The sequence below is a fragment of the Serpens gallinarum genome, assembly GCF_014836765.1.
Taxonomy (GTDB): domain Bacteria; phylum Pseudomonadota; class Gammaproteobacteria; order Pseudomonadales; family Pseudomonadaceae; genus Serpens; species Serpens gallinarum.
On record NZ_JACSQG010000012.1, the window covers coordinates 79,109 to 100,930 of the forward strand.

A 21,822-nucleotide genomic window follows, 5' to 3' on the forward strand; every position below is an offset into this window, starting at 1 on the left:
AGTGGGATCAAGCGTAGATCAATATCCGATGGGGCGAAGACCGCGCAGTTGATCCAGATTGCAGTTGAGAGCGTCCAAAGACGTGCGGTTTGCCTGTAGCACTACATCAAGATGGGTCAGGTTGTGCACCTTGTTATTAGAGCTGACAATATCGGCGCTCTGCCTCAGACCACCGCCACCCAGTTGTTGCAGACTGGTGCCTTGCCCATTGGCCTGGATGGCAACCTGCAAGCCACCATTAGGCGTGGTTTGTATCGTGGCGTTGCCCAGGTTGGTGTGCGCCGAGAATTCGCCATTCAACGGCGTACCAGATCTATCCAATGCCGGTGCCTGACCATTGCGGTTGATATTGATGCTGAGGTCATTGCGGGCCGTGTTGAGGTCGCCCGCGGTACGTACGCTCTGGCTGATGCCATCTACATTGTTCAAGCCTTGGCCACCGATGATGGTGCCGGAGCCTGCAGCGGGAGCAGGGCCCTGGCCATTACCGTTCGCGGTGACGGTGATTAGAGGGCGAGCCATGCCCTGCTGTGCCTGCAAGCTGACCGAGGCGTCTAGACGCTGGCCGGAGTTTTCCCAGGCGCTGGTCATGGTAATGCCGAAATGTACGACATGCCCCGGCAAGACATAGCGGCCACGCAGCTGCGCCAGCTCATGATCACTGAGCTCCACGGGATTGAAAGCGGGAGCTGCGTGCAAGGTGAAACTGGCCAGTAGGCAGCAGCCAAGCAAGGCACGTGAAATGTTCATCGTGATCTCCAGGTCTTTCTTGTCCGCGGCAGCATCAGAAGAAGTCGCTCTGAATAAAGCCGAACTCCATCAGCTCGGCATCCTGGACGGGGCGAAATTGGTTGATGCGATGTTTGGCGGTAAGCGGTTCTGGGGGATCGAGCAGCGCATTTTCGCGGTCATAGCCTGGTCCGATCACGGCAAAAATAATGCCGTTCCAGCCGGATACGAACTCGTCCATGGTGTAGCGCTTATGGCCTAAAACCGGGTCGCCGATATAGACCCGATCAGCCTCGCTGCGCATCAGCACAACGAAATGTTTGTAGCCACGTACTTCCTGCAGGACCACCACAGGGACTTTCAGCTGCTGTAGGCCCGCTGGGTCAAGACGGTAACCTCGGGCACGCATCCCCAGGTTTTCGGCATAACGTTTCATGTCCAGCATGGAGAAGCCTTGGGAGCGCACCAGCTCCTGGTCGGCTCCTACCAGCATGCCTTCAATCACCGTCTGTTCATCGAGATCAAGGTTGTAAGCCTCGCGCAGTACCGTCGCTAAAGAGGCGGCACCGCAGCTGAAATCGGTTTTCTGTTCAACGATATTGCTGAAACGTTGCTCGCGAATGCTTGTGACGTCCAGGAAGGCTACGCCCCCGCCCGGTAGAACCGGGAAAGGCAAGCGGGTGGCTTGAGCTTCTAGGCAGATGAACAGCAACAGCGATACGACAAGCAGGCGCATAGAAAAATCCTGTCGCGAATAAAGGGGCTCCGAAGACCGGAGCCCTGTTCAGCGGGGATTACATGGCGGTTATTGCGCAGGGCAAGACATGCAGCCCGCGGCAATCGCCAGCGAATTGGCTTGCTGGTTGCCGGCACCCGCTGCAACGTTGAGACCGACGTTGCCCGACGCGCCGTTGAGCGAGCCGCTGACGGTAGCGTTGTTGACGACCGCTTGCTGGAGCGAAACCAGCGGAATGCTGCCAGTGACGGACCCACCAAGAACAAGCTCGCCTACTTCATCGAACAGCAAGGCCCCGCCGTTACCCAGCTCGTCTTCAGCGCCGAGTACTTCATCGTCGAGATCGATGTGACCGAACTGAGGTTCTAGACCGCCATCATGGTTGCCGGGGGTCCAGACTTCAGGATACTGATTGCCACGCTGGTCAGAAATTCCCGTGTAGGTGCCTGTGACGTTGCCGGTGTCGAAGTCGATCGTCGCGGTAGCCTCGGTTTCCAGCACTGCAAAGTTATTGGTTGCATTGCCGATGGAGGTTTGCGTAGTGGTATTGGTGGCCGTCGCGACGAAGCCGCCCGAAACTGCTGTGGCGAGGTCGTTCTTCTGCTGGTTGAACACGCCGGAGGCGACGTTGATGCCGACATTGCCCGAGGCATTGTTAGCCGAGCCGTCAACGGTTGCAGTGTTGCCGGTTGAAAAGTTGTTGACCAGGTTCGGGCCGGGCTGCTCCTGGGTCAGGGTCACTGATGCGGTGGCGGCACCGAAGATGAAGCTTTCATCCGCGGTTGCCAGCGCGGCGGCATTGGCCTGCTGGTTGTGATCGCCAGCCGCGATATTGACCCCTATATTACCGGCAGCGCCGTTGAGAGAACCTTCCGAATCATTGCCGGAGCCTGTCAGGCCGCCGATATTCTGAGTGCCTTCGTTATACACTACGTTGCCGACACTGAGTTGGGTGTCGTCCACAGTGGCTTCAGCAGCGGAGTCCGGATTGAGGGGAGGGGGAACTTCCTGTGCCTGTGCTGAGAACGCCAGCCCTGCCGCAATGGCAAATGCCAGGGGTTTGATTGTCCACGTCGCTTTCATGGTGTCTCTCCTGCGGATGCGTGTTTGATTCATGGCTGCCAAGAATTAATCCACAACGGTAAAGCTGAGGTTGTTAACCGAGCGGTTACCTACCCCAGCGCTCTGATTCAACTGCACGACGCCGCGACTTCCGGTAAACGCGCGGTTGTCGGTAATCACCGCGCGAGTGCCTTTAGCGTCATGAGTTGAGCCGGAGAGGTTTGCAGGTGCCGCCACGTTCTGCTGTGAGAGCACACTGTCATCGAGGGCCTGACCGGGGGCGCCGAGGCGTAGCCGGTAGGCGTTGATCTGTTGGTTGCCGGCGCCGGCAGCTTGATTGACGCCGATCAGCCCATTGCTCTGGCTGAACGAGGCACCGAGGATTTCCGAGTGCGCATCCACTGCAGAGCTCAGTGATTCCATCATGAGTTTTTGCTGCAGTATCAGTTGCGCCGTGGCGTGCTCGCCTATGGCGATGGCCCGCGCATTGATCTGCTGGTGGTCCTGGCCGGCGGCGGTATTGATGGATATCAGGCCGGCGCTCCCCACTCCACTGTCCTGGATTTGCGCCGTTGTCTGAACATTTGCCGGCTCAACGGCCCAGGCCAACGAGGGGAACAGAACAAGAACGATGCGCAAGAGCCGCATTTCAGCGATCTCCCGTGAGAATGCGCAAAGGTGCCAAGCCTTGTTGGACGCCTCGGTTTACTTGATTGGAAATGCTGTTGCCGCCACCGCCAGAATGTCCGGCACTCAGTCCAGGAACTCCTTGGCTGCCCGGATTAGAACCGCTTGTGCTGAAGCCCGGCAAATTCCCATTGGGCACAAGTATGCGGGTCATACGGTTGCCGGTGTGGATTCGAGCGAAATCTCCATCGCTCAGCTCGGCTGTGTCGAGCATTGACTTCACTTGAGACGAGACATTGGGGTTTGCCGTAATCGGATGTGGGTCGGGAACCATGGTCGGGCGAAAGGCCACGCGAGGCTGTACCTCACGCTGAATCACGATGACTCCATCACCAGCGGCATAGGCTTGGGTATTGAGGATAAGGACTGCCAGAAGGGACAGGGTCAGCACGGGAATGATCCGCGAGCCAGTTGCATGCATGTGAAGGGTTCCTTGGCATTACCTTCGAGACATACCACCACTGGCAGAAAGCGTGCCTACCTTAAATTTCTTTGTAAAATCAAGTGGTTGAGGCAATGGAGTCGGGGCTCTTGTGAGCGCGTGTTAAGTTGATGAAACACATGTACCCATACTTAGCTGTTTCATTAAAGAAACAGGTGTTCATTGCGATAGCAAAATCGTGGGATAGAGCAAATGGGAGAGGTTCGTAGTGTTACGTAAATGAAACAGTGCCGGCCCGCTGGGCACTCTGACGCGTCCACGAACGGTGCTGTGCTTGTTTAGGGGGGTAGCCTGGGGCAAGGCAGGGTAGGTAAGTCGAGACAGCCGCTGGGTGTCGTGGCAAGGGAGTATCTAGTGGGTTGGAGAGCGGAGCGTGGCGGGCCTGCTTTAACTGCATCACTTGCTTTGCAGGCGGCGCACAAAGTTGTCAGCCTCGTCTATGGCGCGCTGCATGTCGCGCAGCAGTTGATCGACGTTGCCTTGCAGGCTCTGGTATTCGCCTTTCAGTGCGTTAATGGCGCGGGCATTGAGGTTGTGCTTGAGGAACAGTACCTGATCGCGCAACACGCTGAGGACGGGTTCGATACGCCGTTCGGCTGACTGCATGTGCTGCAGAAGTACTCTGTACTCGGCACGGGTGCGTTTCAGCTCCGCAGCACTGCTGGCGCGCAGGCTGGCGTTGCTGTACAGCTTAAGTTCGCTTTCCCATTCGGCGAACAACGCTTCAGCAACATCCTCGATAGCTTCGATGCGTGCGCGTACCTCCTTGGCGCTGGCTTCGCTGGCCAGGTATTCCTTGTTCAACGCCTGGTAGCGTTCTTCCAGTTCGCCCCCTTGCACCTGCACCACACTGCGGTAGCGTTCAAGCGCATCCTTGAACTGCTCTTTGGCTTCCTGCTGGCTGTCGCGGGCTGCTTCCACGCGGTCGACCAGAATATCCCGCTTGTGCACGCCGGCTTTTTCCATGGCGGCATAATAGGCACTTTGGCAGCCAGCAAGAGCCAAGAGGGCGGTCAGGGTAAGCATCAATAATGGGCGCATGGCATTTCCTCGAAACGCCCTCACTGTAGCGCAGATCAAAAAAAAGCGTTTAGGCGGAGCGGCGAGTTGGCTTTTGCGGATGAATGAAAAAATCCCTGGGGAAGAGACTTCCGCCAGGGATTTTTTTGTCGAGGGTTCTGATCAGCGCAGGCGGCGCAGCGCCTCGATGCGATCTTCCAGTGGAGGGTGAGTCATCAGCAGGCCGGCCAAGCCGTTCTTGAGGCCGCCATTGATGCCGAACGCAGTCAGGCTGTCAGGCATTTGCACCGGAACTTGAGATTCGGCGCGCAGGCGCTGCAGGGCGCCGATCATGGCGCTGGTACCGGCAAGGCGTGCGCCCGCTTCGTCGGCTTTGAATTCACGCTTACGCGAGAACCACATGACGATGATGCTGGCCAGGATGCCCAGAACCAGTTCAGCGAAGATGGTCGCGATGAAGTAACCGATGCCGTGGCCTTCTTCGTTCTTGAGTATGACTTTGTCGACGAAGTTGCCGAAGATGCGCGCGAAAAACATCACGAAGGTGTTCACCACACCCTGGATCAGCGCCAGGGTGACCATGTCGCCATTGGCCACGTGGCCGATCTCATGCGCAAGTACGGCGCGAACCTCATCCGGGGAAAAACGCTCTAGCAAGCCCTGGCTGACGGCGACCAGCGCATCGTTCCTGTTCCAGCCAGTGGCGAAGGCGTTGGCCTCGTAGGCCGGAAAAATACCGACTTCCGGCATTTTGATACCGGCGTCGCGGGACAGTTGCTCGACGGTTTGCAGCAACCATTGTTCATGGCGGGTTTGCGGCTGGCTGATGATTTGCGTGCCGGTGCTCATCTTCGCCATCCATTTGGAAATGAACAGCGAAATCAGCGAGCCGGCAAAGCCGAACACGGCGCAGAAAACCAGCAGGCTGCCGTAATTTTGCCCCGTGAAACGATCAACCCCGAGTAGTTTTAGGGTGATGCTGGCAATCACCAGGACAGCAAGGTTGGTGGCCAGGAACAGGAAAATGCGCATCATGTGCGGCGGACTCCAAAACGGGAAATAAGACGAAAGCCTCGGTTATATAAGGGGCGCTTCGTTGGTATTCAACCGAGGGACTATTGCAAACTGTGTCCCTTGCGTTCGGTGTGTGGAACAAACAGCCATGGTTAGTGCTGACCCAGTAGTTCGCCCAACAGCAACGCCAGGCGCTCGCCGTCGCGTTCGCTGAAGGCTTCACGCAGTTGGTTGGCCAGGCTCGCCCGGCTGCGACGAATGCTGGCGGGCAGGTCGGTGAGGGATGAGTCCAACGGGGATAGGACACGGCTCAGGCGCACGAAGGCTTTTTCGGTCAGCACGGCCTGGTCCAGGGCCTCGAAGCGTATCAAGGCGTCGTAGCGAATGTAGCCTTCATCAGCCAGCCACAGCAGCGCACTCAGACAACTCTGATGGCGGGTGCTGGGTAGCCCGAACTCATCCGGTTCCTCGCGACCGATCAAGTCCTCGATATAGAGGGCCACTTTGCGTGGGAAAGCCTGGTACAGCCGTGCCAGGCCTGCCGCCGCGTCGTGGTGGAAATCGTCGATCTGCAGATCCATTACTGACGGTAAGTCTTCATGAAATTGCCGATGCGCCGAATCGCCATGTCCAGATCATCCACGCGAGGCAGGGTGACCACGCGGAAGTGGTCCGGCCATGGCCAATTGAAGGCGGTTCCTTGAACCACGAGGAGCTTTTCCGACAGCAACAGATCGAGCACGAACTTCTCGTCGTTGTGAATCGGGCAGATCTTGGGGTCGATACGCGGGAAGGCATAGAGCGCGCCCATCGGTTTCACGCAGCTAATACCGGGAATATCGTTGAGCAGCTCCCAGGCACGGTTGCGCTGTTCCAGCAGTCGGCCTTGCGGCAGCACCAGGTCGTTGATGCTCTGATAGCCGCCCAGAGCGGTCTGGATGGCGTGCTGGGCGGGTACGTTGGCGCACAGGCGCATGTTGGCCAGCATGTCCAGGCCTTCGATATAGCCCTTGGCCAGGTGCTTTGGACCGCTGATGGCGATCCAGCCGGAGCGGAAACCGGCGACCCGGTAAGATTTGGAGAGGCCGTTGAAGGTCAGGCACAGCACATCCGGGGCCAGCGAGCCGGTGGCGATATGCTGCGCCTCGTCATACAGGATCTTGTCGTAGATTTCGTCGGAGAACAGGATCAGCTTGTGCTGTCGCGCCAGCTCGACGATGGCTTCCAGGCACTCCTTGGAATACACGGCGCCGGTCGGGTTGTTTGGGTTGATCAGCACCAGGGCTTTGGTATTGGGCGTGATCTTGGCCTTCATGTCCGCCAGGTCGGGGAACCAGCCGGCCTTTTCATCGCACAGATAATGCACTGGCTTGCCGCCGGCCAGGCTTACGGCGGCGGTCCAGAGAGGATAGTCGGGCGCTGGCAGCAGCACTTCATCGCCGTTGTTGAGCAGCGCCTGCATGGACATCATGATCAACTCGGAGACACCGTTGCCGAGGTAGATGTCCTCAATGCCCACGCCTTCGACCTGCTTCTGCTGGTAATACTGCATCACCGCCTTGCGGGCGCTGAACAGGCCTTTGGAGTCGCTGTAGCCCTGAGCGGTGGGCAAGTTGCGAATGACGTCCTGGAGAATTTCCTCCGGGGCTTCGAAACCGAACGGTGCCGGGTTGCCGATGTTCAGCTTGAGGATGCGCTGACCTTCGTCCTCCAGGCGCTTGGCGTGCTTGAGCACCGGTCCGCGAATGTCGTAGCACACGTTGGCGAGCTTGTTCGATTTACTAACCTGCATGATCCTGGTTGTCCCGAATAGAAGTGCCGCGAGGATACGCCTTGGCAGCGCCGGGGGCGGCTGCCAGACTGGCAGTTGAAAGCCACGCATGATACGTCCGGCCCGTGACCGGGGAAAGGCACCGGGCCGGCTTTTCCGCAGGAGTAGTTCATGGACAAGCTTGAAAAACCCCTTGAAGAATGGCGCGAAGCGCTTTCTGCCGAGCAATTCGAGATTTGCCGGCTGGGCGGCACAGAACGCGCCTTCACCGGTGAGTACTATGCGACCAAGACGCCAGGTGTTTATCTGTGCGCCTGTTGCGCTACACCATTATTCGACTCGGAGGCCAAATATGACTCAGGCTGTGGCTGGCCCAGTTACTTTCAGCCCGTCGATGAGCAAGTGATCGCTGAGAAGGAAGACTTCAGCCATGGCATGCAGCGCATCGAGGTGCGTTGTGCCCGCTGCGATGCGCACCTGGGTCACGTGTTTCCGGACGGCCCACGCCCGACCGGGCTGCGCTATTGCATCAACTCCGCTTCACTGAAGCTGGTACCCAGGACGGAATGAATAAGCAGCGGCGCGGTGAGCAGGACTTGCGTGCTGTCGCCGCTGCGTGCATGACCTGCTGTACCATCTACCACAGGAATACCGGGCCTTGGGGTCCGAGAAGACAAGGGATTATTCATGAGCAATGCGCTTTTCCAGGTTCCCCTGATCACGCTGGACGGCCAGCAGAAAACTCTGGCTGACTTCGAAGCCAAGGCAGTCCTGGTGGTCAATACCGCTAGCCAATGCGGTTTTACGCCGCAATATCAAGGGCTGGAACGGCTCTGGCAGCGTTACAAGGACCGCGGTCTGGTGGTGCTGGGGTTTCCCTGCAACCAGTTCGGCAAGCAGGAGCCGGGTAGCGAAAGCGAAATCGCGACGTTCTGCGAGCTGAATTTCGGAGTCAGTTTTCCGTTGTTTCGCAAGATCGAGGTCAATGGTGCTGGTACGCACCCGCTTTATGCGCATTTGAAGCGCCAAGCGCCAGGCCTGCTTGGCAGTCAGCGCATCAAATGGAATTTCACCAAGTTTCTGCTTAGCGCCGATGGCCAATCCATCAAGCGTTTTGCGCCAACCACCAAACCGGAAGCATTGCAGGGCGAGATCGAAGCGCTGTTGGAGTGACGCATCGAATGAAACTGCCACTGGAGCGGTGGTTACTCACGGTCTGGGTAACCACCGGTTGATCAGCTCCGTCAGCTCTTCGCGATGGAAAGGTTTGGCCAAGTAGTCATCCATGCCCGCTTCCAGGCATCGATCACGTTCTTCAGGCAAGGCATTGGCGGTCAGCGCAATAATTGGCAGGTTCGGCCAGCGTCCGCTGCGGCGTATTCGCTGGCAGGCTTCATAGCCGTTCATGACCGGCATGTTGCAATCCATCAGCACCAGGTCCATTGCCTGTCCTCCCAGGCAGTCCAACGCCTCGCGGCCATGGGCTGCTGTGATCACCTCACAGCCCAGTTTACTCAGCATGCCTTTGGCAACCAACTGATTGACTGCATTGTCCTCCACCAGAAGTACGCGAGCCTTGCGTTGGCTGACTTGCGGCTGGGGCGACGCCTCGCCCACGTTCTTTTTCTGCGAGCCCAGCAGGTGCGAAATAGCCTGATAGAGCGCAGTACGCGAGAGCGGGCGAGCGAGTTGCTCCAGAGGCATCAATGCATCGGCCTGCTCTGCTGGCAAGAAGCTGCCGTATGCGGCGACCAGCAGAATCGGCGTGGTGATCTGCGGACGCAGGCTGAACAGGCATTCGGGGCTGTCGGTAATCAGCAAGGCGGCTGAATGCTGGGCAAGACCCTCGTCACGGTCCAGACGTCGATAGTCGAGACCCCAACGAGGTAGCCAGGTGGCCAGGAGTTCGCTCAAGCCACTGCTTGCGGGGGTCCAGGCGATGATCTTGCCGTGCAACGGGGGACGCTCGAGGATGTGCCCCGCATGGGGTAACGGCAGCCAGGCGGTGAATTCGCTGCCGTAATCTTCCCGCGAGTGAAGTTCAAGCCGTCCCTGCATCGCTTCACACAGGCGACGGGTCAGCGCCAGTCCCAGGCCGGTCCCCCCATACTGACGTGAGATGGCGGCATTGCCTTGTGTAAAGGGCTGGAAAACCCGTGCCTGAGCTTCGGCTGGAATGCCGATGCCGGTGTCGCGAACCCGAATGGAAAGCCCATTGGAGTGGGTTTCGACGCGCACATCGACACGGCCAAAACGAGTGAATTTCAGTGCGTTGGACAGCAGGTTAGAGATTATCTGCCGGACTCGCATGGGGTCGCCCATGACCTGCGCAGGTAGATTCGGACTGATCAGGCACGTCAGCTCCACACCGGGCGCGGAGTTCTGCGAGAGCAGGCTGGCGGTATCCTCGATCAGCGTGCCGATGTCGAAGGGGATCTGTTCCAGCTCCAGTTGTCCGGCATCGAATTTGGACAGGTCGAGTATGTCGTTGAGCAACTCGACCAATACCTTGCCTGAGTCGTGGGCGATGGACAGTTGCTGGTGCTGCTCGACGCTCAGTTGGCCGTCCAGAGACAAAGAAAGCATGCCCAGCAAGCCATTGAGCGGCGTGCGGATTTCATGGCTCATGTTGGCAAGAAAGGCGGAGCGGGACTGGGCCATTTCCAAAGCAGTGCGCCGGGCGTTTTCCAATTCCCGGTTGGACTGCAGGAGGCGGGTATTGGCAGCCTCCAACTCGGCGGTGCGTGTGGAAACGATCTTCTCCAGCTCGCTCAGATACTGGGTTAGGCGATCTTCGGCGTTGCAGCGCTGCTGGATTTCCAATGCGGTGAGTTGCAGTTGCTGATTCGTGACATCGACAAGTACGCCAATTTCGTCGCGCTCGTGGTTGGCCGGGTAGTTGAGCTTGTGCTGATCAATCAGCGGGTCGCGTTCGCTGAGCGCGCGAATCAGCGATATCAGCGGTTTGGTCAGCATGATGTAAAAGCCCACCAGCAAAAACATTGCTATCAACAAGTTGCGGGCAAATCCTGAAATCAGGGTGACCAGGCTGCGCTGCAAAAAGTCGCTGCCGAAGGCGAAGGTATCAACCTCAAGGTGCAGGGTGCCGATGTTTTCCTGGGGGGCGTGCTCGACGAACAGGGCGGTTTCGAATTGCCGGCGGGCGCCGAACAGATAATCGCTGAGCCAGCGATAGTCATCCGTGACCGCCGCACGGCTGGCTTGTGCCAACGGACGACCATGGTTGTCGATCAGGCTGGCGCGGACCACCGCCGCCGACTGGATCAATCCTTGAGTCAGCTCGCGGGCCAGTTCGGCATCGATGTTGTACGCCACGCGTGCCGCCGGGTTGCGACTGATCTCCAGCAGCGCGGTGATTTCACGATTGATACGCGGCTCTTGTTCGGCATAATCGAAGGCGATTTGCCATAAGCTGAGCAGTGTCCCGAGCACAATCGCCACGAGCAGTGTGAAATGTGCCTGTTTGAATGACAGGCGATTGGTTAGCGGTATTTCCATCGTGGCATAACGGCCTTGTTCCATGCGCGGGCAAGCATATCTCATTGCCCAGGCAGCCCGCGTGCCTGGTTGACTTTCGGAGAGCATTTTGGATTCTCGATTGACTGGCATGCTTGAGCGTGTCGATGACTTCATGCAACGCCTCGAACCCTTGTTGCCGGCAATACGTTCGGCGATCGACTGGCAGACCACTCTGGCGGCGCGCTGGCAGCGCGAAGGCCGGACTGGCTATCTGCTGCCCCTGAACGTGAGTCTGGATTTAAGTCTCAGTGATCTGATCGGGGTCGATACCCAGCGCGAACAGCTGGCGCGCAATACCCGCCAATTTGTCGCCGGCCTGCCCGCCAACCACGCCTTGTTGTGGGGTGCGCGCGGCACCGGCAAGTCGTCGCTGGTGCGAGCACTGCTGGCCGAACAGGCCGGCGCTGGCCTGCGCCTGATCGAAATCGAACGGGATCACCTGGCCGATCTGCCGCGCATCGTCGAGCAACTGGCCGAACTCGAGCAGCGCTTCGTGTTGTTCTGCGACGATCTGTCGTTCGAGGCTGGGGAGGGTGATTATCGCGTGCTGAAGAGCGTGCTGGACGGCTCGCTGGAGCGAGCGCCGGACAATGTGCTGCTGTACGCCACGTCTAATCGCCGTCATCTGGTGCCGGAGCGCCAAAGCGATAACGAGCACTGGCAGATGATCGATGGCGAGCTACACCCCAATGAGGCCGTGGAGGACAAGATTGCGCTGTCCGATCGTTTCGGCCTCTGGCTTTCGTTTTATCCCTTTAGCCAGGAGCATTACCTTGCGGTGGTCCGTCATTGGGTGACGGCTGTCGCGCGGCAGGCCGGTCTGGAGTGGGAATGGAACGATGAGCTGGAAAAAGCTGCGATCCGCTGGGCGTTGGCGCGCGGCAATCGTAACGGCCGTTGCGCATATCAATTCGCCCGGCAATGGGTAGGTTTGCGATTGTTGGAGACCTGAACGATGGGAAACCTGCGGAGCATCTGCTCCGCAGGAAAGTCAGAAGCTGCCTGGGCGGACTAGTGCTTGATCGGCTTGAAGCCCGGGTCGGCGAAGTACGTACCGTAGTTGTCGATCGCACCGAGCAGTTTGACCGCACCGGCCCTACGGGTTTCGGAAGGCACCTTGCCGGCCATGCTCTCGGCGCCGTCGAGCATGGCGGCGATGATCACGTGCAGTTGCGCATCGGCTTCGGGCGGCAGCGCGCAGTTCTCCACCATGTAGGCGACCTGGGCGTTGACCTGTTCAGACAGCTTGACGTAGCCCGCGTCGGCGAGGGTATTTTCATGGATCGCCGGCAGAGCGTCGCGCAGGGTGTCGCTCAGCTCGCCCATGGCTTTGCGCAGCGGCGCATCGGTGGCCCATTTCTGCCCGGCGTTGAGCTGCAGTTCATGTTGGGCGTGGCCATGGTCATGGTCTTGCGCGGTGGCGGCCAGGGCGCTGCCGGCAATGCCCAGTGACAGGGAGCCGAGGGCCAGGGTGAGAAGCAAACCGCGAGACGTAAAGGACATGTCAAAACTCCAGTGAGAGGGTAGGAGCCGCCGTTACGGCGGGTTCTACTGCATGAAACGACGCCGGTTGGAATATGTTCCATCCGGCGTCGTTTTATTTATGTCATTCGCGGTGCATGCGTTCGAAACCGGACGGGCCAATGGGGTCTTGCATCAGCAATTGAGCGAGTTTCTCGCGTTGCTGGGCATCGAGGATGTCCCGTTCGCGCAGCAATTGTTCAATGACCAGCTGTTGCTGGCGGTTTTGCAGGTCGGCAATGCTGGCTTGCGCGCGGTCGATGCGGGCGCGGTCGACGTCGCCGCTGAAGATGGCCTGGATCAGTTCGTCGCGGTGTTTTTGAATGTCGGCGCCGGAGGCGTGCAGCAGCGCCAGAAACGGTGCCTCGGCATCATGCCAGCGCTGCAGCTGTCCCGGGCTCAGTTGCAGCTCGCGGGACAGGGTGGTCTGCGCACCGGAAGGCATCGGCAGACCGTCCGAGGCGAGTTTCTGCCAGCCAAGGGCGGCGAGTACGCCAAGGTTGATCAGTACGGAAAACGCCAGGGCGCTGCGGAGTGTGGAGGGGCTCATTACCGATTTTCCTTCAGATAACACAGTTCGGGGCGCGTGCAGAGTGCGCCCGGTGGAGCACTGCCCAGCACGGCGAGGATACTGGCCTCGGCCGGGGTGGCGGTGGAGGGTGCAGGGTGCAGGGCCGTGCCGAGAAACAGGCCTAGCATGATCGACGCCGCGGCGCCGAAGGCTGCCGGCAGGCGCTGGCGCCAGTCGGGACGAATCCTGCGCGGTGGCTGGCTGGCCAGCAGGCTGTCGAGGCGCGCGCTGATATCGACTGGCGGTGCGTCGATGGCCAGGGCCTGCAGGCTGAGGCTCAGGGTGTGCAGTTCGTTCAGCAGCGCCCGGCATTGCGGACAGTCGGCCAGGTGCAGGGCAGTACGCGCGGTGTGCGCGGCATCCAGTTCACCGTCCAGATAGACCGAAAGCGTTGTCATGTCTGGGTGATCAGTCATGCGGGAGTCCCCCCGTTGCGTGACGGTAACGCGCCAGCAGGGCTTCGCGGGCCCTGGCCAGACGTGATTTGACCGTGCCCTCGCTGACGCCCAGGGTTTCGGCCAGTTCGATGTAGGACAGCCCCTCGACCTCGCGCAGCAGCAGTATTTCGCGGTGCTCCAGCGCCAGGTGAGCCAGGTGCTGTTCCAGATGCGTGAGGCGCTGGGTGTTTTCCAGGTGGCGCAGGGGCGAGGCGCCGGGATCGATCAGCAGGTCGTCGCTCTCCAGGGGTTTCAGCGGCTGGCGTTGACGACGGCGCAGCGTGTCTATCGTGGTGTTGCGGGCGATCTGCAGCAGCCAGGTGTGAAAGCGGGCCTCGGGGCGCCAGCGCTCCAGCGCCAGCCAGGCCTTGAGAAAGGTTTCCTGACTGATGTCCAGGGCCTCGTCGCCGCCGCCCTGCAGACGCCGGACGAAGTGAAATACTCGCGCCTGGTGGCGCCGTACCAGGGTGCCGAAAGCCTGTCGATCGCCGGATTGCGCCTGGCGGACAAGTTCGTCGTCGGGGTTGTTCATGCATGCTCGCTGGCCGGAATACGGGAGACTGTGCATTGAACGTCCCGCGCTCGGAAAATGTTCCCTTGTTTATGTCACCGGGGGATTTTTACCCGGTCGTCGTCAAAGTCGCCGCGTTCTGCATCGCGGTGGCAGGCGACGCAGTTGGCTGGGCCGCCGACCGACTCTCGCTGGAATTTTTCCGTGCTGACCTCGTCGTGTTTGTCCTCGAACCAACGGGTTTCGGTGACGCGCGGCGGCTCGCCCGGGCGGCCGCGGCTTTCCACCGGCAGGCGATTGCGAGTCGAGTTGCGCAGCAGAAAATCCAGAATCTCCTGGTATTCCGCCGTTTCCAGTGAGGCATTGCTGCCGTAATGCTCGGCCAGTGTGTCCATCTGCAGTTGCCAGGCGGCCGGCGGCAACAATCCGGGCAGGTAGAGCATGTGGCAACTGCCGCATTCATCTTTCCAGATCTGCGGGGCATCGGCGGGCATGCCCAGGCCCTTGGGGCGCCGGTAGCGGTCCTTACCCTCATGATCATCGTCATCGGCCAGTGTGTAGCCACCGGCGAAGACGGCCAGCACGGACGCCAGCAGCAGAGGAGTGCGCAGGTTCATGGCTGTGCTCCGACGGTCAGGATCCATGTCATGAAATCGCCCTTTTCCTGGGCGGTGCATTCGCGGGCGAACACATCGTCACAGTTGCGGCGAAACCATTTTTCGACTTTTTTCGCATCGGTGAAACGCTCGGGGTTGGCGGCTGGCGCCAGCGGCTGGACCTTGCGAAACGCCAGTGTCTTGCCAGTGGTCATCGGGTCGGCGGTGTGGCAGGTGGTGCAGCTCATGGTCTTGCCGTTGCGCTGCTCCTCCTGGAAATACAGCGTCTTGCCGGCCTCGGCCGAAAAGCCGGCAAATGCCGGATCCTCCTGGCGGGCCTGTTCGGCATAGCGTTGCAACAAAGGGTGCTCCGGCGCGGCGAATCCGACTGCGGGCAGGCCAATCAGTAGGGCGATCCATAAGGTTTTCACGGCAACCTCCGGTGAGTGGTGGCTGAAGGCTAGAGCCCTTCGCTTAAGCGAAGCTGAAGGCGCGCGGCAGCGCCATCAGCTTCATTTAAGCCCCGTGGCATACAAAGGCACCTGTATTCACAGGAGAGCTGCCATCATGGTTGCCGCGTTCAATCGATTCCGACTATTCCACTGGCTGTTGGCCGCGTTCTTTCTGCTCGCCTACCTGACCGGTGATGGCGGTGAATTGCTGCATGTCTGGCTGGGCTACGGCCTGATCGTGCTGCTGGCGCTGCGCGTGCTGCTGGCACCGACCAAGCCGCGAGGCTTTCCGAGTCTTGCACCCGCGCGCCGGGAATGGCGCAAACCCACCTGGGCCGGCGTGGGCAAATGGCTGACCTTTTCCACACTGGTGAGCGTCACGCTGGCCAGCGTGCTGGGCCTGGGCATGGTCGACAATGGCGAGGTGGTTGCCGCCGCGCTGCCCAGCGTTTCGATCGACGTGTTTGGTACGCGCAACTGGCTGGGCGGGCTGGGTGATCTGGAAAACGTGCACGAGTTCTTCGCCAATCTGGCGCTGTGGATGGTCGGTCTGCATATCGCCTACATCCTGCTGTTTCGCAGCAAGTCGGTCATGCCGATGTTGCGCGGCCTGTCGCCGCAAGGCCCGGGCTCGGCGCCCAAGGGGCGCAATCATCGTCAGGCACCCGCCTGGCCGGCGTTGCAGGTGAGCAGTAAAGTGCAGGAAACGCCTGACAGCTGTTCGTTCGAACTGACGCCGCCCGCGGGTGAAGCCGCGCGGTTCGCCGGCAAGCCCGGCCAGTTCCTGACCCTGCAGGTGCCCTGCGCGGAACAGCCCATGGCGCGCTGTTATTCCCTGTCGCGCCTGCCGCAGCCGGGTCAGCCGCTGCGCATTACGGTCAAGCGGGTTGCCGGCGGGCGGGTGTCGAATTGGCTGGTGGATAATCTGCAAGTAGGCGACAGCATCCAGGCCATGCCGCCTGCCGGCGCCTTCACGCTCGAGCGCACGGACGCCGATCTGCTGTTGCTCGGTGCGGGCAGCGGCATCACCCCCTTGCTGGCGATTCTGCAGGCTGCGCTGCTGCACGGTGAGGGACAGATTTGCCTGGTCTACGCCAATCGCGATGAGGTGTCGGTGATCTTTGCCGGGGAGCTGGCGACCCTGCAGCAGCGTTATCCGCAGCGCCTGCAGGTGGTGCACTGGCTGGACCGGCGCGACGGCCAGCTGAACGTGCCGGCGCTGGTCCAGGCTGTGCAGGATTGGCAGCAGGCCGAGTGCTACATCTGCGGTCCGCAGCCCTTCAGCGAGCTGGCTGGTCAGGCGTTGGCCGACGTGGCCGTGCCAGAGCAGCGGATTCATCGGGAGCGCTACAGCGGCGTGGAGCCGGCTGTCGCACCTCCGTCACCGGGACGACCGAGCCGGGTTCAGGTCGCCCTGAATGGCCAGCGCCACACGCTGGACGTGCAACCTGGCGAAGTGCTGCAGGATGCGCTGGACAAAGCCGGGCTGGAAACCCCCAGCGCTTGCCGCAGCGGCGTCTGCGCCGTCTGCAAGTGCCGAGTGACCGTGGGCAGCGCGACGATGCGCAGCAATCAGGCGTTGAGTGATCGGCAGGTGGCCCAGGGGTGGGTGTTGGCCTGCCAGGCGGAGCCGGACAGCGCGCAGTTGCAGGTTGAGTATTGAGCAGTGGAGGTATTGACGCGGTTTCACGCCAAGGAGTAAAGATAGTAAGTAATTACTTACTATGGTGTGTCCCGTGGAACATCCCAGACATCTCCCCGCCGACGCGCGTCGCGCGGTTACCGTTGAGGCGGTCATCGCGCTTGCCGCCGAGCAAAACCCCAGCGAGATCACCACCGCCGCCATTGCGCAGCGCATGAAGTTGACCCAGGGCGCCCTGTTTCGACATTTCGCCAACAAGGAGGCGATCTGGCTGGCGGTAATGGACTGGGTCGCCGAACAGCTGCTGACGCGCATCGAGCAGGCCGCCCGGGACGCTGCTTCGCCGTTGCAGGCGCTGGAGGCGATGTTTTTTACCCATGTCGATTTCGTGGCTCGCAATCCCGGTATTCCACGCATCCTCTTTGGCGAGCTGCAGCGCTGTGGCGAGACGCCCGCCAAGCGTATGGTGCAGGCTTTGCTTGGCCGCTACAGCGAACGTCTTCGTGTGTGTATCGAGGCCGGCAAGCGGGCCGGCCAGTTGGCCGCCGAGGTGGACAGTCTGGCCGCCGCGACCTTGTTTATCGGCGTGATTCAGGGCCTGGTCATGCAGTCGCTGCTGGCTGGCGACGTACAGCTGATGCGTCGCCAGGCGCCGGGTGCCTTCGCCCTTTATCGCCGCGGCATCGGGAGGAGCGATGAATCTGCCCGTCATGAATAAGCGCAGCCTCGGGCTGGCAGTGGTGCTGATCGGCTTGTTGGCATTGTTCGGCAATGCGGCGCTGCGTAGCGGCCCGTTGGCACCCGTGGAGGTGACCGAGGTCATCGTGCAGAACCGCGCGCTCAGTCCGGCGCTGTTTGGGGTCGGTACCATCGAAGCACGCTATAGCCAGCGGGTCGGGCCGATCAGCACCGGGCGCTTGCTGGGGCTGGATGTCGATGTCGGGGACTTCGTGCAAGCCGGGCAAGTGCTAGGGCGGATGGATCCGGTCGATCTGGATGAGCGCATTGCCAGCGTGCGCGCCAGCCAGCGCCGCATGCAGGCCAATCAGCGAGTCGCCACGGCGCTGATCGAAGAGAGCACGGCCCGGCACGACTATGCCCAGGCCCAGGGGCAACGCTACGAGCTACTGTCCACCTCGGGCAGCATCAGTCGCGAAGCCGTCGAGGCCAAGCGCCAGGAGTTGCGGATCGCCGTCGCGGGACTGCAGAGCGCGCAGGCCAATGCCGAAGCCGCCGTGCAGGCCGTCGAAGAGGCGCAGGCCGGCTTGGCAGCTCTGCATCAGCAACGTCAGCAGTTGGAATTGCGCGCTCCGGTGGACGGGCTGGTGGTGGCGCGCAAGGTCGAGCCGGGGACCACCATCATGGCCGGACAGACGATATTGGAGATCATCGATAGTCGACAGGTGTGGGTGAACGTACGCTTCGACCAGCGCCGCGCCGGCGGCCTGCGCAGTGGTCTGCCGGCACGCATCGAATTGCGTTCGCGCACGGCCCAAGCCCTGTCAGGCCAGGTGTTGCGTATCGAGCCACTGGCCGATGCGGTAACCGAGGAAATCCTCGCCAAGGTGATCTTTGACGTCATGCCGCAGCCATTGCCGCCGCTGGGCGAGTTGGGCGAGGTGACCGTAGGCTTGCCTGGCACTGAGGCTCTTCCGGTCATTCCCAGTGCCAGTGTGCAGCGCCGCGAGGGCGTGCTGGGGGTCTGGCTGATCGTCGACGGGACGCTGCGTTACGCTCCGGTCACCCTCGGCGCCAGCGATCTGGACGGCGATGTCCAGGTGCTCGCCGGGCTGCGCCAAGGCGACCGTGTGGTGCGCTACAGCCAGCAGGCGTTGACACCGCGTAGCCGCATTCGCATCGTGGAGCGTTTGACGGCGGACGCGTCGTGATCAGCCTGGCCGGGCGGGACATCCTTCATGCCTGGGGCAAGTTCGTGTTTACCGGCATCGGTCTGGGCCTGCTGATCGGCGTCACTCTGACCATGGCCGGTGTCTATCGCGGCATGGTGGACGATGCCAGGGTACTACTCGACTACAGCGGCGCCGATCTGTGGGTCGTGCAGCGCGATACCCAAGGGCCCTACGCCGAGCCATCGAGCATTTACGACGATCTTTACCGCGGCATCCTCGGCATGCCGGGCGTGGCGCAGGCGGCGAATATCACCTACCTGACGATGCAGGTACGGCATAGCCAAGGCGACGTGCGTGCAATGGTGGTCGGCGTGGTGCCGGGCAGCCTCGGCGAGCCGGGGCAACCTAAGCAGTTGGTTGCCGGACGGCACATCACTCGCAGCCATTACGAAGCGATCGCCGACGTCGCCAGCGGTCTGCGTCTGGGTGAGCGCGTGCAGATCCGTCGCCAGCAGTACCGGGTGGTCGGGCTGACCCGGCGCATGGTGTCCTCCAGCGGTGACCCGATGATTTTCATCCCGCTGCGCGATGCTCAGCAGGCCCAGTTCCTCAAGGATAATGATGCCATCCATCAGCAGCGCCGACGTACCGCCGCCGATCCGGTGCTTGTGCGTAACGAGGTGCCCGGATTGCTCGATGCGCTGCTTGCCGCACAAAGCTATCCCTATGTGAATGCCGTGCTGGTCCAGTTGCGACCTGGCGCCGAGGCGGACGAAACTGCCGCACACATCCGCCGTTGGAACCGCCAGCAGGTGTACACCCGCGAGCAGATGGAGGGCATTCTGGTCGGTAAGCTGATTTCCACGTCGGCCCGGCAGATCGGCATGTTCCTGGTCATCCTGGCCATTGTCAGCGCCGCGATCGTGGCGTTCATCATCTACACCCTGACCTTGGGCAAGATCCGCGAAATCGCCGTACTCAAGCTGATCGGCACGCGCAATCGGACGATTGCCGGAATGATCCTGCAGCAGGCGCTGGGCCTGGGCTTGATCGGGTTTCTGGTGGGCAAGGTGGCGGCGACCTTCTGGGCACCGTTCTTTCCCAAGTATGTGCTGTTGATCACCTCGGACACGCTGGCGGGGCTGGCGATTGTCCTGGCAATCTGCACGCTGGCCAGCGTGCTGGCGATTCAGGCGGCACTCAAGGTCGATCCGGCGGAGGCAATCGGTGGCTGACCAGCGCAAGGGCATACACATTGAAGGGTTGCGCAAGCAGTTCGGCACGGGCGAGACGGCGGTCGATGCACTCAAGGACGTCAATCTGCGGGTGGTCCCCGGCGAGGTAGTGGGGCTGATCGGTCCGTCCGGTTCGGGCAAGAGTACCTTGCTTAAATGCCTGGGAGCGGTGATTGAACCCAGTGGCGGCAAGATGACGCTGGGTGGGCAGACGATCTTCGAAAACGGCTGGAGAATTGCCGATCTGCGAGCTCTGCGGCGCGATCGCATCGGCTTCGTCTTTCAGGCTCCGCACCTGGTTTCTTTTCTTGATGTCGTTGATAACGTGGCGCTACTGCCGATGCTGGCCGGCCAGTCAAATACCGAGGCAAGGCGCAGGGCCCTGGAATTGCTGGGCGCATTGGATGTGGCTCATCGGGCCAGGGCCATGCCGTCGCAGCTGTCTGGGGGCGAGCAACAGCGTGTGTCGATTGCCCGCGCGCTGATCAACCGTCCACCGGTGATTCTGGCTGACGAGCCGACCGCGCCACTTGATAGTGAGCGGGCGATGGCGGTGATGCGTATCCTTCAGCAGATGGCACGGCAGTATGAAACGGCGGTGATCGTGGTAACTCACGATGAGAAGATCATTCCGACCTTCAAGCGCTTGTACCGCATCCGTGATGGACGCACCGAGGAAGAGGCAGCGGAAGGGCGCACCATTCCTTAATGGATGCGAGCTGCAGTACTGGCCCGGCAACGTGGTGCAGCGAAACGGGAGCAATGGCCTATTTAGTCGTAGACTTGCTTCTTCTTCCACGGGTCGTCGATTTCTTCCTGACTCAGGCCGACGGTCAATTCATCCGGCTTCTCAACGGTTGGCTCGCGCTCCAGTGCGAGGTCATTGGCGTGTGCCAAGTGCTGGGCCAGGGTGCGCAGTTCGGTGCGGTAACGATCCTGGTCGGTCTGCTTGCGCAGGAACTGCACGGCGCGCTCGAAGGCCAGGCGGGCTTGGCGGGGCTTGTCGTGCTGCAGCAGTTGCACGCCGATGTTGGTGAAAAAATCGATGTGCAATTGCACCAACATATGGCGAACCTCACCCACCCAATGGCGCGCCTCACTGATGCTCAGTAGATTTTCCTTAGCCGCGCGGGAGATCATTCCGTGTAGGCCCTCAAGCAAAAACCGCACTTCCTTGGCCTTGTTTTCATTGAGGATCTGCTGCGGGGGATTACGTACCGTGATGCTGTCCCCCTGGCCAATCAGTATTTCCAATTCTTCTATGCGCTCGCTCAGCGCCTGGTTGTCAGGGTCCATGGGCTGCAGGCGAAGGCTGAGCTTCAGCTCTACCAGACTCATCATCAACTTGAGCGCGGGCGTCATCATCTGGCCGGGCAGAATTTCACTCAGGTCAGCGCAGCGGCGTATACGCTCGGTGAGCTCGGCTTTACGGCGTGCCTTCTCAAGCTTCCGATACTCGACCTGCTGGCTGACGTAGACCAGGATGATAATGATAAACAGGGCGCCGAGAACCAGAGCTGTGATCATGAGAGTGGACAACGCGGACTCCTCAATTGATGGCTAATTGCCTTAGGTTAATGTATCTGGCTTACGGGGCGCATTTTTTTGCTACTACATAAGCGGTAGTGGAGGGTGCGACCCATTTGTGGGCTCGAGGCTTGCCGTCTTGCTATCAGGCTATCGGCTATCGATGAGGCGGCTTGAGTGAGGCGTTTGGGTTGAGTCGTCCATCTTTCTGCCTTGGGCGCGGGATAGCTGTGATCGCAAAAATATGCGGCTGGTGTTTTTTTAACCAGAAGTCATTGATTTAAAAAAAGTTTTATTCGGGTGTTGACGACTTTCGAAAGCGCCAATAGAATGCGCACCACTTCCGGAGCAGACCTCACGCGACGCACCGGAAGCCGGACAAAAGATGTAGGTTCCGGGCTGCGTCCCCTTCGTCTAGTGGCCTAGGACACCGCCCTTTCACGGCGGTAACAGGGGTTCGAGTCCCCTAGGGGACGCCA

The 21,822-nt window shown here is 60.6% G+C and carries 25 protein-coding genes and 1 tRNA gene; 9 read left to right on the forward strand and 17 right to left on the reverse strand.

The window, feature by feature from the left end; all coding sequences use genetic code 11:
* Positions 1–18: 18 nt before the first annotated feature.
* The 9 genes from fapE to H9642_RS16530 all read right to left on the reverse strand — a co-directional run bounded on the left by fapE (position 19) and on the right by H9642_RS16530 (position 7,482).
* Positions 19–750 (reverse strand): fibril amyloid subunit FapE, encoded by a 732-nt coding sequence (gene fapE / locus H9642_RS16490; RefSeq protein WP_251837561.1) that lies wholly within the window; start codon positions 748–750, stop codon positions 19–21.
* Between the two features lie 34 nt (positions 751–784).
* Positions 785–1,465 carry a fibril amyloid maturation endopeptidase FapD gene (fapD, locus tag H9642_RS16495; RefSeq protein WP_251837562.1) on the reverse strand — a complete coding sequence of 227 codons (681 nt, stop codon included), beginning with the start codon at positions 1,463–1,465 and terminating at the stop codon, positions 785–787.
* Between the two features lie 69 nt (positions 1,466–1,534).
* On the reverse strand, positions 1,535–2,548 hold the full coding sequence (gene fapC, locus H9642_RS16500) for an amyloid-like fimbrin subunit FapC (protein WP_251837563.1): 1,014 nt from the start codon (positions 2,546–2,548) through the stop codon (positions 1,535–1,537).
* Between the two features lie 45 nt (positions 2,549–2,593).
* On the reverse strand, positions 2,594–3,175 hold the full coding sequence (gene fapB / locus H9642_RS16505) for a fibril amyloid subunit FapB (RefSeq protein WP_251837564.1): 582 nt from the start codon (positions 3,173–3,175) through the stop codon (positions 2,594–2,596).
* A gap of 1 nt (position 3,176) precedes the next feature.
* Complete coding sequence (gene fapA / locus H9642_RS16510) at positions 3,177–3,635, reverse strand: functional amyloid chaperone FapA (protein WP_251837565.1); 459 nt, start codon at positions 3,633–3,635, stop codon at positions 3,177–3,179.
* Positions 3,636–4,052: 417 nt separating this feature from the next.
* Entirely contained in the window at positions 4,053–4,697 is a 645-nt protein-coding gene (locus H9642_RS16515) for a DUF2959 domain-containing protein (RefSeq protein WP_251837566.1), read from the reverse strand.
* Between the two features lie 141 nt (positions 4,698–4,838).
* A complete protein-coding gene (gene htpX, locus H9642_RS16520; protein WP_251837567.1) occupies positions 4,839–5,711 on the reverse strand; it encodes a protease HtpX in 873 nt (290 codons plus the stop codon).
* A 131-nt stretch (positions 5,712–5,842) separates the two neighbouring features.
* Positions 5,843–6,271 (reverse strand): hypothetical protein, encoded by a 429-nt coding sequence (locus H9642_RS16525; protein ID WP_251837568.1) that lies wholly within the window; start codon positions 6,269–6,271, stop codon positions 5,843–5,845.
* The gene (locus tag H9642_RS16530) at positions 6,271–7,482 is read right to left on the reverse strand and encodes a pyridoxal phosphate-dependent aminotransferase (RefSeq protein ID WP_251837569.1); all 1,212 of its coding nucleotides are present in this window, start codon (positions 7,480–7,482) and stop codon (positions 6,271–6,273) included. Before H9642_RS16530 ends, H9642_RS16525 begins: the two co-directional genes overlap by 1 nt.
* A 150-nt stretch (positions 7,483–7,632) precedes the next feature.
* Here H9642_RS16530 and msrB point away from each other — a divergent pair, with 150 nt between their 5' ends.
* Both msrB and H9642_RS16540 read left to right on the forward strand, forming a co-directional pair.
* Complete coding sequence (msrB, locus tag H9642_RS16535) at positions 7,633–8,031, forward strand: peptide-methionine (R)-S-oxide reductase MsrB (RefSeq protein WP_251837570.1); 399 nt, start codon at positions 7,633–7,635, stop codon at positions 8,029–8,031.
* A gap of 117 nt (positions 8,032–8,148) precedes the next feature.
* Entirely contained in the window at positions 8,149–8,634 is a 486-nt protein-coding gene (locus tag H9642_RS16540; protein WP_251837571.1) for a glutathione peroxidase, read from the forward strand.
* A gap of 36 nt (positions 8,635–8,670) precedes the next feature.
* Here the strand turns inward: H9642_RS16540 and H9642_RS16545 are convergent, their stop codons facing one another.
* Complete coding sequence (locus H9642_RS16545; protein WP_251837572.1) at positions 8,671–10,980, reverse strand: hybrid sensor histidine kinase/response regulator; 2,310 nt, start codon at positions 10,978–10,980, stop codon at positions 8,671–8,673.
* Between the two features lie 88 nt (positions 10,981–11,068).
* On the opposite strand from H9642_RS16545, the gene H9642_RS16550 reads away from it, so the two are divergent.
* Positions 11,069–11,953, forward strand: a complete 885-nt coding sequence (locus H9642_RS16550; protein ID WP_251837573.1) for an ATP-binding protein — start codon at positions 11,069–11,071, stop codon at positions 11,951–11,953.
* Between the two features lie 59 nt (positions 11,954–12,012).
* Here H9642_RS16550 and H9642_RS16555 read toward each other — a convergent pair whose 3' ends face one another.
* The 6 genes from H9642_RS16555 to H9642_RS16580 all read right to left on the reverse strand — a co-directional run bounded on the left by H9642_RS16555 (position 12,013) and on the right by H9642_RS16580 (position 15,068).
* Positions 12,013–12,504 carry a hypothetical protein gene (locus H9642_RS16555; protein ID WP_251837574.1) on the reverse strand — a complete coding sequence of 164 codons (492 nt, stop codon included), beginning with the start codon at positions 12,502–12,504 and terminating at the stop codon, positions 12,013–12,015.
* A 103-nt stretch (positions 12,505–12,607) separates the two neighbouring features.
* Complete coding sequence (locus tag H9642_RS16560; RefSeq protein ID WP_251837575.1) at positions 12,608–13,072, reverse strand: periplasmic heavy metal sensor; 465 nt, start codon at positions 13,070–13,072, stop codon at positions 12,608–12,610.
* Positions 13,072–13,509 (reverse strand): anti-sigma factor family protein, encoded by a 438-nt coding sequence (locus tag H9642_RS16565; RefSeq protein WP_251837576.1) that lies wholly within the window; start codon positions 13,507–13,509, stop codon positions 13,072–13,074. Before H9642_RS16565 ends, H9642_RS16560 begins: the two co-directional genes overlap by 1 nt.
* Positions 13,502–14,062, reverse strand: coding sequence for an RNA polymerase sigma factor (locus H9642_RS16570; RefSeq protein ID WP_251837577.1), 561 nt, complete (start codon positions 14,060–14,062; stop codon positions 13,502–13,504). The genes H9642_RS16565 and H9642_RS16570 overlap by 8 nt, the downstream gene beginning before the upstream one ends.
* A gap of 74 nt (positions 14,063–14,136) precedes the next feature.
* The gene (locus H9642_RS16575) at positions 14,137–14,658 is read right to left on the reverse strand and encodes a diheme cytochrome c (protein ID WP_251837578.1); all 522 of its coding nucleotides are present in this window, start codon (positions 14,656–14,658) and stop codon (positions 14,137–14,139) included.
* A complete protein-coding gene (locus H9642_RS16580) occupies positions 14,655–15,068 on the reverse strand; it encodes a DUF1924 domain-containing protein (RefSeq protein ID WP_251837579.1) in 414 nt (137 codons plus the stop codon). Before H9642_RS16580 ends, H9642_RS16575 begins: the two co-directional genes overlap by 4 nt.
* Before the next feature lie 136 nt (positions 15,069–15,204).
* Between H9642_RS16580 and H9642_RS16585 the strand changes: the two genes are divergently transcribed.
* The 5 genes from H9642_RS16585 (at position 15,205) to H9642_RS16605 (ending at position 20,525) form a co-directional block, all read left to right on the forward strand.
* A complete protein-coding gene (locus tag H9642_RS16585; protein WP_251837580.1) occupies positions 15,205–16,752 on the forward strand; it encodes a 2Fe-2S iron-sulfur cluster-binding protein in 1,548 nt (515 codons plus the stop codon).
* Positions 16,753–16,825: 73 nt separating this feature from the next.
* Positions 16,826–17,449, forward strand: a complete 624-nt coding sequence (locus H9642_RS16590) for a TetR/AcrR family transcriptional regulator (protein ID WP_251837581.1) — start codon at positions 16,826–16,828, stop codon at positions 17,447–17,449.
* Entirely contained in the window at positions 17,427–18,620 is a 1,194-nt protein-coding gene (locus tag H9642_RS16595; protein WP_251837582.1) for an efflux RND transporter periplasmic adaptor subunit, read from the forward strand. The genes H9642_RS16590 and H9642_RS16595 overlap by 23 nt, the downstream gene beginning before the upstream one ends.
* The gene (locus H9642_RS16600; protein ID WP_251837583.1) at positions 18,617–19,816 is read left to right on the forward strand and encodes an ABC transporter permease; all 1,200 of its coding nucleotides are present in this window, start codon (positions 18,617–18,619) and stop codon (positions 19,814–19,816) included. Before H9642_RS16595 ends, H9642_RS16600 begins: the two co-directional genes overlap by 4 nt.
* Positions 19,809–20,525, forward strand: a complete 717-nt coding sequence (locus H9642_RS16605) for an ABC transporter ATP-binding protein (protein WP_251837584.1) — start codon at positions 19,809–19,811, stop codon at positions 20,523–20,525. The genes H9642_RS16600 and H9642_RS16605 overlap by 8 nt, the downstream gene beginning before the upstream one ends.
* Before the next feature lie 62 nt (positions 20,526–20,587).
* Here H9642_RS16605 and H9642_RS16610 read toward each other — a convergent pair whose 3' ends face one another.
* A complete protein-coding gene (locus tag H9642_RS16610) occupies positions 20,588–21,355 on the reverse strand; it encodes a hypothetical protein (RefSeq protein WP_251837585.1) in 768 nt (255 codons plus the stop codon).
* A gap of 391 nt (positions 21,356–21,746) precedes the next feature.
* On the opposite strand from H9642_RS16610, the gene H9642_RS16615 reads away from it, so the two are divergent.
* Positions 21,747–21,822: transfer RNA gene (locus tag H9642_RS16615), tRNA-Glu, on the forward strand.

Bases quoted from the DNA above. Each gene is read 5' to 3' on its own strand.
- fapE (WP_251837561.1), bottom strand. From the start codon at position 750: ATGAACATTTCACGTGCCTTGCTTGGCTGCTGCCTACTGGCCAGTTTC.
- fapD (WP_251837562.1), bottom strand. From the start codon at position 1,465: ATGCGCCTGCTTGTCGTATCGCTGTTGCTGTTCATCTGCCTAGAAGCT.
- fapC (WP_251837563.1), bottom strand. From the start codon at position 2,548: ATGAAAGCGACGTGGACAATCAAACCCCTGGCATTTGCCATTGCGGCA.
- fapB (WP_251837564.1), bottom strand. From the start codon at position 3,175: ATGCGGCTCTTGCGCATCGTTCTTGTTCTGTTCCCCTCGTTGGCCTGG.
- fapA (WP_251837565.1), bottom strand. From the start codon at position 3,635: ATGCATGCAACTGGCTCGCGGATCATTCCCGTGCTGACCCTGTCCCTT.
- H9642_RS16515 (WP_251837566.1), bottom strand. From the start codon at position 4,697: ATGCGCCCATTATTGATGCTTACCCTGACCGCCCTCTTGGCTCTTGCT.
- htpX (WP_251837567.1), bottom strand. From the start codon at position 5,711: ATGATGCGCATTTTCCTGTTCCTGGCCACCAACCTTGCTGTCCTGGTG.
- H9642_RS16525 (WP_251837568.1), bottom strand. From the start codon at position 6,271: ATGGATCTGCAGATCGACGATTTCCACCACGACGCGGCGGCAGGCCTG.
- H9642_RS16530 (WP_251837569.1), bottom strand. From the start codon at position 7,482: ATGCAGGTTAGTAAATCGAACAAGCTCGCCAACGTGTGCTACGACATT.
- msrB (WP_251837570.1), top strand. From the start codon at position 7,633: ATGGACAAGCTTGAAAAACCCCTTGAAGAATGGCGCGAAGCGCTTTCT.
- H9642_RS16540 (WP_251837571.1), top strand. From the start codon at position 8,149: ATGAGCAATGCGCTTTTCCAGGTTCCCCTGATCACGCTGGACGGCCAG.
- H9642_RS16545 (WP_251837572.1), bottom strand. From the start codon at position 10,980: ATGGAAATACCGCTAACCAATCGCCTGTCATTCAAACAGGCACATTTC.
- H9642_RS16555 (WP_251837574.1), bottom strand. From the start codon at position 12,504: ATGTCCTTTACGTCTCGCGGTTTGCTTCTCACCCTGGCCCTCGGCTCC.
- H9642_RS16560 (WP_251837575.1), bottom strand. From the start codon at position 13,072: ATGAGCCCCTCCACACTCCGCAGCGCCCTGGCGTTTTCCGTACTGATC.
- H9642_RS16565 (WP_251837576.1), bottom strand. From the start codon at position 13,509: ATGACTGATCACCCAGACATGACAACGCTTTCGGTCTATCTGGACGGT.
- H9642_RS16570 (WP_251837577.1), bottom strand. From the start codon at position 14,062: ATGAACAACCCCGACGACGAACTTGTCCGCCAGGCGCAATCCGGCGAT.
- H9642_RS16575 (WP_251837578.1), bottom strand. From the start codon at position 14,658: ATGAACCTGCGCACTCCTCTGCTGCTGGCGTCCGTGCTGGCCGTCTTC.
- H9642_RS16585 (WP_251837580.1), top strand. From the start codon at position 15,205: ATGGTTGCCGCGTTCAATCGATTCCGACTATTCCACTGGCTGTTGGCC.
- H9642_RS16595 (WP_251837582.1), top strand. From the start codon at position 17,427: ATGAATCTGCCCGTCATGAATAAGCGCAGCCTCGGGCTGGCAGTGGTG.